The sequence below is a fragment of the Anaerosporobacter faecicola genome, from assembly GCF_012070565.1.
GTDB classification, from domain to species: domain Bacteria; phylum Bacillota; class Clostridia; order Lachnospirales; family Lachnospiraceae; genus Anaerosporobacter; species Anaerosporobacter faecicola.
Map to the genome: position 1 here is coordinate 40,107 of NZ_JAAQRO010000033.1, position 12,588 is coordinate 52,694.

Annotated in this window: 6 protein-coding genes and 1 other RNA gene; 5 read left to right on the top strand and 2 right to left on the bottom strand. The window is 37.3% G+C overall.

Annotation, left to right across the window (positions count from 1 at the left end; genetic code table 11):
• Nucleotides 1–524: 524 nt before the first annotated feature.
• From HBB17_RS14940 to HBB17_RS14950, 3 genes are read left to right on the top strand one after another with little or no spacing between them, the layout of a single operon-like run.
• Nucleotides 525–1,226: a tRNA (adenine(22)-N(1))-methyltransferase gene (locus HBB17_RS14940; protein WP_167958312.1), complete on the top strand. Its 702-nt coding sequence runs from the start codon at nt 525–527 to the stop codon at nt 1,224–1,226.
• A 4-nt stretch (nt 1,227–1,230) separates the two neighbouring features.
• Nucleotides 1,231–1,986, top strand: coding sequence for a Nif3-like dinuclear metal center hexameric protein (locus HBB17_RS14945; protein WP_167958313.1), 756 nt, complete (start codon nt 1,231–1,233; stop codon nt 1,984–1,986).
• 13 nt (nt 1,987–1,999) lie between these two features.
• Nucleotides 2,000–3,661: a nucleoside kinase gene (locus HBB17_RS14950; protein WP_167958314.1), complete on the top strand. Its 1,662-nt coding sequence runs from the start codon at nt 2,000–2,002 to the stop codon at nt 3,659–3,661.
• A gap of 91 nt (nt 3,662–3,752) precedes the next feature.
• On the opposite strand, the gene rnpB is transcribed toward HBB17_RS14950, so the two are convergent.
• An RNA gene (rnpB, locus tag HBB17_RS14955) (RNase P RNA component class A) lies at nt 3,753–4,101 on the bottom strand.
• Nucleotides 4,102–4,516: 415 nt separating this feature from the next.
• On the opposite strand from rnpB, the gene HBB17_RS14960 reads away from it, so the two are divergent.
• On the top strand, nt 4,517–5,263 hold the full coding sequence (locus tag HBB17_RS14960; protein WP_167958315.1) for a hypothetical protein: 747 nt from the start codon (nt 4,517–4,519) through the stop codon (nt 5,261–5,263).
• Nucleotides 5,264–5,417: 154 nt separating this feature from the next.
• On the opposite strand, the gene fliK is transcribed toward HBB17_RS14960, so the two are convergent.
• Entirely contained in the window at nt 5,418–7,358 is a 1,941-nt protein-coding gene (gene fliK, locus HBB17_RS14965) for a flagellar hook-length control protein FliK (RefSeq protein ID WP_167958316.1), read from the bottom strand.
• 617 nt (nt 7,359–7,975) lie between these two features.
• Between fliK and gltB the strand changes: the two genes are divergently transcribed.
• A complete protein-coding gene (gltB, locus tag HBB17_RS14970; protein ID WP_238483766.1) occupies nt 7,976–12,535 on the top strand; it encodes a glutamate synthase large subunit in 4,560 nt (1,519 codons plus the stop codon).
• Nucleotides 12,536–12,588 lie beyond the last annotated feature (53 nt).

A 12,588-nucleotide genomic window follows, 5' to 3' on the forward strand; every position in this document is an offset into this window, starting at 1 on the left:
GACCCGCAAAACATGAGCAAGTAGCGCGAAAGCGCGGATTGCGAATGCTTTAGGATTGCGGGAGTTGCGAAGCAACGGAGCAATACGTGTATTGCAAGGAATACAAAAAGTCATTTCACTTTGTGCTCGCACAAAAGTGAAAATGACCTTTTGACCCGCAAAACATGAGCAAGTAGCGCGAGAGCGCGGATTGCGAATGTTTTAGGATTGCGGGAGTTGCGAAGCAACGGAGCAATACGTGTATTGCAAAGCAACGGAGCAATACGTGCATCTTAAAACTACAAAGAGAAAATGCCATATGATCGGGGATAAATCCATCGTATGGCATTTCTTCTGTTAATTTAATTTGTTATTTAGCTAATAATTATAAAACTAAACATAAAATTAACATAATGCACAAAAAAACAGATAAAAAGTATGAATTGTTAATAAAAAAAATGGTTTTTTTCCTAGAAATGTGTTATAATGTTGGTAAAAATAAGAATAAAATTAGGGAAAAGTGCCAATAAGTAGAGAGGTACAATATGCAAATTTCAAAAAGACTACGTGCTGCAGTAGCACTTGTAACGAAAAATAATCGAGTGGCTGATATCGGGTGTGACCATGCGTATACTTCCATTTATTTGGTGGAGAATAAGATTGCATCTAAGGTTATTGCTTGTGACATTAACAAGGGACCTTTAGAGAGAGCAAAGGAAAATATCGCACACTATGGATATGATTCTGTTATTGAAACTCGTCTATCAGACGGTGCAAAGAAGATAACTCCAGGAGAGGTTGATACGTTGTTCCTTTCTGGAATGGGAGGAGCACTTGTAGTTAAAATCTTGTCCCAAAGTAAGGAAGTTACATTACAGTGTAACGAGCTGATCTTACAACCACAATCGGAAATCTTTTTAGTAAGAAGATATCTTCATGATATTGGATTCGAAATCACCAAAGAAGATATGGTGATTGATGATGGAAAATATTATGTAATGATGCGTGCTACGAAGACGGATGAAGAACAACAATATACCAGTGAAGCGGAATATCTATATGGCGCTGAACTGTTGAAAAATCGTAATCCAATCTTACTTCAGTTTCTTCATAAGGAAAAGAATACCTATGAAAAGATCTTATCGACATTAGAAAAAACACAATCGGATAACTCGATGAAACGAATTTCCGAAGTAAAAGAACAACTAGAATATATAGAAGAGGGATTGGGATACTATGATATGTAGAGAATTGATAAAACATTTAGAGAAGATTGCACCAACGTCCTATGCAGAGCACTGGGATAACGTTGGTTTACTTGTAGGTGAAGATACGAAGGAAGTAAAGAAAGTGATGATTGCTTTGGATCCTTCCACAGAGGTAATCAAACAGGCAATAGAAGAGCAATGCGATATGCTTATTACACACCATCCTTTAATATTTTCTCCGATGAAACGAATCATTGGAACTGATTTTATTGGTAAAAGAATTCTTACACTGATGAATCATTCCATTGCATATTATGCAATGCATACGAATATGGATATTGCCATTATGGCAGATGAATCTGCACGAATGATAGGATTGCAAGAAACAAAGGCACTAGAACCAATGAAGTCTGATTCGGACCTAATTGGTATTGGACGAGTTGGAACAATAACTGCGACTTCCTTGTATGATCTTGCAGTTGAGGTGAAGAAGCAATTTAATCTGAATGATGTTCGAGTAGTAGGTAAACTTGATCAAAGAATTGAAAAAGTTGCTATTTCTACTGGTTCAGGAGAAGATTTCATAGCGAATGCAATTGAGATGGGAGCTGACGTGCTAATTACAGGAGATATCAGACATCATAAAGCATTGGACGCAATGGAAGAAAATCTTTGCATAATTGATGCTGGACATTACGGAACGGAACGATTTATGGTAGAATGGTTAAAAACATATCTACAAGATACAAAACTAACAATCGTTGCGGCAAAAGAGCAATCACCATTTAAAATTGTGTAGAGGAGATTAGGCTATGAGTGTAAAAGTAACTATTAACGGAATAGTAAAAGAGTATGCAGAAAATACCACGTTGTTCGATATCAGCCAAGAATATCAGAAGGAGTATTCTGATGACATTATTCTTGCGTTCGTTGATCATAAATTACGAGAGCTGTTCAAGACTGTTACGAAAGATTGCACAGTAGAATTTGTAACTACAAAGGATTCTGCTGGACAGAAGACGTATATGAGGGGGATGACCCTTTTGTTACTGAAAGCAATCTATGATGAGATTGGAAATCAAAATGTAGAGAAAGTCTTAGTTGAATATGCAATCGGTCCAGGTTACTATTGCGAAATTCGTTCTGATGCAACATTAGATGATGCATTAATTGGGCGAATTGAAGCAAGAATGCACAAAATCGTGGAAGAGGATATACCATTTCAAAAGAGAAGCATTACCACAGATGAAGCAATTGATTTGTTCCGTAATTACCGAATGTATGATAAGGAAAAATTATTCCGTTACCGTCGTGTATCAAAGGCAAACATATATAAACTGGGTGGCTTCGAAGATTATTTTTATGGTTATATGCCTCCTAGAACGGGTATGCTCAAATATTTCAAACTATATAAGTATGATGATGGTTTGATTATGCAGTTACCAAGAAGTTCAAATACAAAAGAGGTACCAGCATTTGAACCAAGACATAAGTTATTTCACGTACTAAAGGAATCCAATTGTTGGGGAAATACCATGGATATTGAGAATGTAGGTTCCCTAAATGATGTGATCTGTAAAGGTGGCATCAATGATCTGATCCTAGTACAGGAAGCTTTGCAAGAAAAGAAAATTGGAGCAATTGCTGAGAAAATTGTTGAAAACCGATCAAATAAATTTGTAATGATCTCAGGACCATCTTCTTCAGGAAAAACGACCTTCTCGCATCGTCTATCCATTGAGTTGCGGACACATGGGCTTAATCCATTACCAATTGCATTGGATAATTATTTTGTAAATCGTGAGAATACGCCGTTAGATGCAGATGGAAATCCGAATTTTGAATGTTTAGAAGCAATTGATATTGAACAATTTAATAAAGATATGCGTGGATTATTAGATGGTCAGCGTGTGGAATTACCTACATTTAATTTTAAAACGGGTAAAAGAGAGTATAAAGGAAATTACCAACAACTTGGCAAAGATGATATTCTGGTTATTGAAGGAATCCATGGATTAAATGATAAGTTATCCTATTCTTTACCAAAGGAGAGCAAATTCAAAATCTACATAAGTGCGTTAACGCAGTTGAATATCGATGAACACAATCGTATTCCAACCACTGATGGTAGATTGATCCGTCGGATGGTGCGTGATGCCAGAACAAGAGGTACTTCAGCGAAAGAGACAATTGCAATGTGGCCTTCTGTTCGAAGGGGAGAAGAGGAGAATATCTTCCCATTTCAAGAGGAAGCTGATGTAATGTTTAATTCTGCATTAATCTATGAATTAGCTATATTAAAATTATATGCAGAACCAATTCTTTTTGGAATTGATCGAGATTGCCCAGAGTATGTTGAGGCAAAACGATTATTAAAATTCCTAGATTACTTTATTGGCGTTAGTCCAGAAGAAGTACCACATAATTCCATTATACGTGAATTCATAGGTGGCAGCTATTTCAAAGTAGACTAAGAAGATAAAAAAAATTAGATAAAAAAAAGTAACTGTTCCATTGTAGAGTGCAATGGGCAGTTACGAAAACGAAGAAGGATAGTATTCTTTTTATGTGAGCAACACTATAAGCCGAGTTCTGTATTAGATGATTATCTATCTAGTCTCACTGTTACCAGTAAGCTCAAGCGACCAACCCGAAAACACGGCGGGCAACCGTATTGTTTTCCATTCGGTCTTGCTTCGAGTGGGGTTTACATAGCCATTCTTGTTACCAAGAATGCGGTAGTCTCTTACACTGCCTTTCCATCCTTACCAACGAAAGTTGGCGGTATATCTCTGTTGCACTAGCCTTGGAGTCACCTCCACCGGACGTTATCCGGCACTCTGCCCTATGAAGCCCGGACTTTCCTCACCTAAGACCTTTCGGTACCAATAGGCGCAATCATCTGTGCTACTCACAGAGATATATTCTAACATAAATTGTTTAGGTTGTAAATCGTAAAATAACTTCAAATGAAATTATAATACCAAAGAGGTATATCTATAGATTTTGATAATGTACTGCTTACAGGAAATGAACAGCATCGTATCATATGCTTTGGTATTTGTTAGTTTCCAATGTTCGAAATAGATTGTTACAGTATGATCTGAATGTGGTCTTAGACACCGTTCATAGCCTGTGTACGGAAAAAAATACACAGTAAAAGAGAAAATATAACATTTATTTTAATTTTAGGACATATATATATAAGCGTGGGTGATATTTGTTTGAACGCGTTAGCAATGCATTCTTTTCATAAAGAATGATATTCATAAATGCTACAAATTAAATAATCATTAGTGGAACATTTGGGGACAAAGGAGGAGAAATTTATGAATTTATTACAGAAGCCATTATCGTTGTTAGAAATCGAGGAGATGTTAGAAAATGAGTTTCGGGATGACCAAAAAGGAATTCGTATAATCGGGGATTTGGACTTAACTTATGAGGATTATTGTTTTTTGGAACTGAAAGCAAAGGGACTTCAACGGTATTCCAATAACATGGTAATGGTAGAAAAGTATCGATTTGTTGTATTAACAACATGGGTATTCGCTTTGCGGTATGGAAATCTTGATAAGATCAATATGGCTAAGGTGAGTAAGAAGTTTACCTCCCTTCAACAGCATATTATGAGGAAATCGATTCATATTATTTCAGAAACGTTCGATGAGTTTGGACTGAATACATACGGTCAAAATACCTATACATTAGAAGGACTACTAACAGCAATTGGTTTGCATGCAGGAATCCCTACCAATGTACAGGAACGACTATTTACTGTTTTGGAAGAATCCATGAATTATCAGGATATGAACCGTTTTGAGCAACAATTAAAGTTTGATCTAGAACCTAGGTTAAGTATGATTTTTTCTTACGTAGGGTCAAAGATGACACGTAAAATATTACTTGAATACCGTGATATCTTTCTTGAATGTAGGTTGAATAACGTAAACATTGAGCAGCTGCTGGAAAGGTATATGAATGTTTCAAAGGGCTTTATAGAAAACCTTGTACGTTGGTGTGAAGAGATGGATTATAATAATACGCATTCACAGAAGCAGTTGATGTATAAATAGAGACCCATAATGAGGCTACTTTTTCATACTTTTAGGGAATAATGTTATGTTTTTCATACATGAATGAATTCATAACGTACTTGTCCATAAAAAATCTTCATGACTTCCCAAGAAGACATATATGTTCTTCTTGGAAGTCTGAAGATTTTTTGTTTTATGCACGAATATCAAAGGAAAATCTTTTTAAGGATGTTGCTGGTTGGTCTTTTTCAATGATATCTTTTACAATATCAACATTTTTCTCTCTTTGAAAGAACTCTGCATGGAAGAGATAACCGTTTCTTGCTAGTCCATCTTCTAGAAGATCGATATTGTTCTTTAGTAGCTCCGTTGAAAAATCATCTGACAGATAGAATTTGGCTTGTACAGAACTTCTTGCTAGAGTGACATGAATATCGGTTGCGCCCAGATTCTCCATATCGAGATGAAGTAAAACACTGATGTTCTCAGGATGCTCTCTGAGATTCTTTTTCTTTGTGTATACATACAGATCACTATGAACATATTGTTCTTTTAGTTTAATTGGTAGTTGAACATAAGGAAAGAGCTGGTTAATCACACGCATGAATTCCATGTTCTCCTGAAGGTTTGATGCCGTGTTGTGCATTTCCTGAAATGCTTCCTTTAATCCTGTGTTTTCTAGGAAAGATCGAATAGAGTTAATCTGTTGATAGGTATTATCGTAAAACTGATTTACATTACCAGAGGCAATGTCTTGTGGAGATAGGGACATTGTGCTTTTGGTATGTTCCTTAAGTACCCATTGAAAAACCTGAGATGAATAGAGGCTTTTGGCATCAACGGGGTTTGTATCTTTCATAGCATTTTGAATGGCACGAAGCAGCTCGTTGGTTCCGATTTGACCATTTATGATCGAATTACGAACCTTTTCGGAGAGTGGAAATGGTGCCAGTGAAAGAGATAAGGTTTGTCTGTTTTGTAAACTGAGAAACGTAGAGAGTTCATTATTATTAAATTGTTGGGTTGTGAACTGATCAAGAACATGTCGTACGATAGGTGCTTGGAATACATCCGTTAAGGAGAGTTTATTACTATTCGTATTGCCCGTTCCATCGTTTGTTAATACCGTTTGTCCTGTTTCTTCAGCAATAACTGGATTCTCTAATGCTGCTGATTGCTCCTTTTCCATCTGTTCAGCCATGGCAATACTATCTTGAATACAGGTAACGACTTCTCGTAAGGAAGCAGTTTGCTGGTGGATACTCTGCTCAAGTGTATTGGTTAAGGCAAATGGACGGAGAAGATCAAGAAGCATCATTTGCTCTTTTTGCCCGGAAAGAACAGAATAGAGAGGAGTTTCTTGAGGAATTGCCGTGTCATCGATCAGAATGTTCATGACACCATCATGAACTGCCATAAAAGTATTGAAATTGGTGAAGGTGCTTACTTTATCTAACATCTTTGGAATCTGATCAGCCAGTACTCCAATATCTTTGCTTAACTGGTGATCAAAATTACGATAATTTTCAAACTGAGTTGAAGTTGCATCCGTAATAGGAAAATCATATTTGTTCATTAAAACCAGTGTACTGATAGAGGCATTTTTATTAAGCAATGATTGCTGGAAAATCTTTTGGATACTTTGCTTATCAATAGACATCTGGTTATTCAGTAATTCTAAGACGATTGTTTGGTTTCGTTCACTTTTTTGAAGGCCTGCTTCTTCCAATGCTTTATTAATTGTTGCAAGTCGAGCTTGGGAAGGTCGGGCAGATATTGCACGTAAAGCAATACCATCTTCTGTTTCCACTGCTTTGAACGTTGCAGTTTGTCCAATGGTTAGTTCGGGATCTCCTTGCAAAGGATATGTGATCGTTTCGCCAAGATCAACTTTAACCGAAACGGTGTTATTTCGAATATCAGTAACTTCCCCGCGAATGATTTGTCCTTTGTCAACGAGAATCTGTCCAGTTGCTGTATAGCTGAGATTACTGGATACAGCAGTAGAAGAAGTACTTCCTGCAGTTGCCTGAAAGGAAGAGGCTTGCCCGTTGGTGAAAGCAGGACGTTTTTTGGGGGTCATGTTGCTTGGATTTGAGCCAACATTTCCAATCGTATTATTTAATAAACTCATTCTTGTTGCTCCTTTTAAGCAAAATTAGTAGATAAACGTGTTTTAGATCAAATTCCCTGGGAGAGAATTTATCACACGAATCAGTCATATTATATATATCGGACTAATTACCTATTTGGTTTAGATGATGTTTTGGAAGTGTTTGTGGGCGTAGTTCTATACATACATTCTCTCCTTGTGTCATAGGGTTAGTATACAACAGAATGGCTGGAATATCACTTGGTTTTTATCTATTATTCTGGCGTTGATTAGATACAAACTAAGATAATAAGGTTAGGTGGGAGAAAACAAAATGATTCTAGCGTGAAAACGGACGATAATTAATTATTTTATAGATTCACGTAAGAAAAGTAAGTAAAAGTATGAAAAAACTTATATAATATAAAAAATGCGCAAAAAATGTACTTAAATATATTGTATTTTTATGCACTTATACAAATGTTATAGAAAATTACATTTTTAGGTTGAATCTATGAAACAACTAGACTATAATCACGTTTAAGAACAAAGGCGTTCTTGGAATCATAATTTACAATTAGATCCAAGAATGCCTTTTTGCGTATTTTCGAATATTCCATAGTATCAAATCATACTGATTTCTAAAAGGAGCGTGTTTTATGAAAATGATAAATTATGAAGAAGTAAACCGAGTAAAACAAGGATTATATGATCCCAGATTTGAACATGATAACTGTGGGATCGGTGCAGTTGTCAATATCAAAGGTGTTAAGACGCATAAGACAGTAGAAGATGCATTACGTATTGTCGAAAATCTGGAGCATAGAGCTGGTAAAGATGCAGAAGGAAAAACAGGAGATGGTGTAGGAATCCTCTTACAAATCTCTCATAGGTTCTTTAAGAAAGCAGTGAAACCACTTGGTATTGAATTAGGGGAAGAAAGAGAATACGGTGTTGGTATGTTTTTCTTTCCACAAGAGGAATTAAGTCGTAACCAAGCAAAGAAGATGTTTGAGATCATTGTTGAAAAGGAAGGATTGGAGTTCCTTGGTTGGAGAGAAGTACCAATCAATCCAGATACGTTAGGACAAAAAGCGATTGAATGTATGCCATATATTATGCAGTGTTTTGTTAAAAAACCAGTTGATATACAAAAGGGATTGGATTTTGATCGGAAACTTTACCTTGCAAGAAGAGTATTTGAACAGAGTAATGATAATACCTATGTGGTATCCCTATCAAGCAGAACGATTGTTTATAAAGGAATGTTTTTGGTAAAGCAACTTCGTTTATTCTTCGAAGATTTACAATGTCCAGAGTATGAGTCAGCGATTGCTACCGTACATAGCCGATTCAGTACGAATACGAATCCAAGTTGGCAAAGAGCCCATCCGAATCGTTTTATCGTACACAATGGAGAAATTAATACCATTCGTGGAAATGCAGATAAGATGTTAGCCCGTGAGGAAACAATGGAGTCACCTTACCTAAAAGGACATATGCACAAAGTAATCCCAGTTGTGAATGCAGAAGGTTCGGACTCCGCAATGCTTGACAATGCACTGGAATTCTTGGTTATGAGCGGAATGGAACTACCATTAGCTGTTATGATTACCATTCCAGAACCATGGAGCAACGATCGGGCAATTAGTAAAGCAAAGAAGGATTTCTACCAGTATTATGCAACTATGATGGAGCCATGGGATGGACCGGCATCCATTTTATTTAGTGATGGAGATCTAATGGGAGCAATCCTCGACCGAAATGGTCTTCGCCCTTCTCGTTACTACATCACAAGTGATGATAATCTTATCTTGTCATCAGAAGTTGGTGTTTTGGATATTCCAGCGGATAAGATCGTGAAAAAAGAGCGTCTTCGTCCAGGTAAGATGTTATTAGTAGATACGGTTCGTGGAAAATTAATCGATGATGAAGATTTGAAAAATCATTATGCGATGAGAAAACCATATGGTGAATGGTTAGATGCCAATTTAATACGATTGAAAGACTTAAAGATTCCGAATAAGAAAGTAATTGAATACAGCAAAGAAGAAAGAGCAAGATTGCTGAAAGCCTTCGGATATACATATGAAGAATATAAAACAACCATTCTTCCAATGGCAAAAACAGGTGCAGAACCGATATCTGCAATGGGAACAGATAGCCCACTACCGGTATTGTCTAACAAAGAACAACCACTTTTTAATTACTTTAAACAATTATTTGCACAAGTTACAAATCCACCAATCGATGCCATACGAGAAGAAATTGTGACTTCAACATCTGTCTATATTGGAGAAGATGGTAACATCTTAGAGGAAAAAGCGGAAAACTGTAATGTACTTAAGATCAATAATCCAATCTTGACCAATACCGATTTACTTAAGATAAAGAGCATGAAGGCAGATGGGTTTAAAGTGGAGGAAATACCAATCATTTATTATAAGAATACTTCCTTAGAAAAAGCCATTGATCATTTGTTCGTGGAAGCAGATCGTGCATACAAGGAAGGTGCAAATGTGCTGATCCTAACGGACCGTGGTGTTGATGAAAACCATGTTCCAATTCCTTCTTTATTAGCCGTATCTGCCCTACAACAACATCTTGTTAAGACAAAGAAGAGAACACGTGTTGCGATGATCTTGGAAAGCGCCGAACCAAGAGAAGTACATCATTTTGCTACATTATTGGGATATGGTGCTTGTGCAGTAAATCCTTATCTTGCACAGGATTGTATCAAACAACTCATTGATAATAATATGCTAGATAAAGATTACTATGCGGCAGTTAATGATTATAACAATGCCATTTTACATGGTATCGTTAAAATCGCTTCGAAGATGGGAATCTCAACAATCCAGTCTTATCAGGGATCAAAGATCTTTGAAGCGATTGGTATCGATAAAAAAGTGATTCACAAATACTTTACAGATACAGTAAGTCGTATCGGTGGAATTACTATAAAAGACATTGAAAAACAAGTAGACCGTCTACATTCCAAAGCATTTGATCCATTGGGATTGAATGTGGATCTGACATTGGACAGTGTTGGTAGCCACAAGCTAAGAAGCAACCAGGAAGAACATCTCTATAATCCAAAGACCATCCATCTGTTACAAGTTGCAACGAGAACAGGTAATTATGACGTATTCAAAGAATATACTGCTTGTATTGATGAAGAGGGAAGTGGCTTGAATCTTCGCGGATTGATGGACTTCAATTTCCCTGCAAAAGGAATTGATATCAAAGAGGTAGAAAGTGTGGATTCCATTGTGAAACGATTTAAGACAGGTGCGATGTCATATGGATCTATTTCACAGGAAGCACATGAAACATTGGCAATAGCCATGAATCACTTGGGAGGAAAGTCGAATAGTGGAGAAGGTGGAGAGAGTCTGGAGCGTCTCCATATTGGAAAAGATGGCTTGAATCGTTGCTCTGCAATTAAGCAGGTTGCATCAGGACGTTTTGGTGTAACATCCGAATATCTTGTTAGTGCCGATGAAATTCAGATTAAGATGGCACAAGGGGCAAAACCTGGTGAGGGAGGACATCTACCGGGCAAGAAAGTATATCCATGGGTAGCAAAGACAAGACATTCAACCCCTGGTGTAAGTTTGATCTCTCCGCCACCACACCATGATATTTACTCCATCGAAGATTTGGCTCAGCTGATCTATGATCTGAAGAATTCTAATAAAGATGCGAGAATATCTGTAAAACTTGTATCAGAAGCAGGGGTTGGTACCGTAGCAGCGGGTGTTGCGAAGGCAGGAGCAGGTGTAATCCTAATCTCTGGATATGATGGTGGTACAGGAGCAGCACCAAGAAGTTCCATATACAATGCAGGTCTTCCTTGGGAACTTGGTTTGGCAGAAACCCATCAAACCTTGATCATGAATGGATTACGTTCAAAAGTTCGGATTGAAACAGATGGTAAGTTAATGAGTGGCCGTGATGTATTAGTTGCAGCATTACTTGGTGCGGAAGAGTATGGTTTTGCAACAGCTCCACTTGTTACCATGGGTTGTGTGATGATGCGTGTGTGTAATCTGGATACTTGTCCAGTGGGAGTTGCCACACAGAATCCAGAACTTCGTAAAAACTTTAAGGGAAAACCGGAATATGTAGAGAACTTTATGCGGTTCATTGCACAGGAACTTCGTGAATATATGGCAAAATTGCGGATTAAAACAGTAGATGAATTAGTTGGACGGACCGATCTGTTGAAAGTAAAAGAGTCCTTCAAGAAAGAACAAGCAAAGAAAGTTGATCTTTCTGCAATCTTGAATACTGACCTTGCGGAAAAAGATATCCCACATACATTTGATCCAAAACAAATCTATGATTTTAAACTGGAAGATACGATTGATGAAAAAGTATTTTTAAAGAAATTACGTTCTTCTATCGTAAATCGTCAGAAGAAGACGATAGAGGCAGAAGTAACCAATATAGACCGTTCTCTTGGTACCATCTTAGGTTCGGAAATTACAAAGCTTCAAGGCACTTCACTAGAGGAAGACACCATTACAATCAAATGCCATGGAGCTGGAGGGCAGAGTTTTGGTGCGTTTATTCCAAATGGTTTAACCTTGGAACTATCAGGTGATTGTAACGACTATATTGGTAAAGGGTTATCCGGTGGTAAGATTATCGTGTATCCTCCAAAAGGATCTACGTTCAAGGCGGAAGAGAATATCATTGTCGGTAACGTTGCGCTATATGGTGCAACTAGTGGTAAAGTATTTATCAATGGTGTGGCAGGTGAACGATTCTGTGTACGTAACTCTGGTGCGACAGCCGTTGTTGAAGGGGTAGGAGATCATGGATGTGAATATATGACAGGCGGTCGTGTAGCTGTACTTGGTCGTACAGGTAAGAACTTTGCAGCAGGTATGAGTGGTGGAGTTGCATATGTGCTTGATGAAGACAGCAATCTATACATGCGATTGAATAAAGAAATGGTTGCAGTTGAACCAGTTACAGACAAATATGATGTGATGGAATTAAAGGAAATGATCGCGGAACATGTGAAAGTTACCGATTCAAAACGTGGAAAAGAAATCTTAGATGATTTCATGGAATACCTACCAAAATTCAAAAAGATCATTCCTCATGACTATCGCCGAATGTTACAGACGATCGTTCAGATGGAGGAAAAAGGACTTAGCAGCGAACAGGCACAAATCGAAGCATTTTATGCAAATACAAGACAATAGAGCCGACAGTAACGCATAGAGAATTGAGTAAGTTTGTAACGTGAAAACGTTAG

What these genes read in the sequence shown, in the direction of transcription:
- HBB17_RS14940 (WP_167958312.1), top strand. Translation starts at nt 525, where the DNA reads ATGCAAATTTCAAAAAGACTACGTGCTGCAGTAGCACTTGTAACGAAA.
- HBB17_RS14950 (WP_167958314.1), top strand. Translation starts at nt 2,000, where the DNA reads ATGAGTGTAAAAGTAACTATTAACGGAATAGTAAAAGAGTATGCAGAA.
- HBB17_RS14960 (WP_167958315.1), top strand. Translation starts at nt 4,517, where the DNA reads ATGAATTTATTACAGAAGCCATTATCGTTGTTAGAAATCGAGGAGATG.
- fliK (WP_167958316.1), bottom strand. Translation starts at nt 7,358, where the DNA reads ATGAGTTTATTAAATAATACGATTGGAAATGTTGGCTCAAATCCAAGC.
- gltB (WP_238483766.1), top strand. Translation starts at nt 7,976, where the DNA reads ATGAAAATGATAAATTATGAAGAAGTAAACCGAGTAAAACAAGGATTA.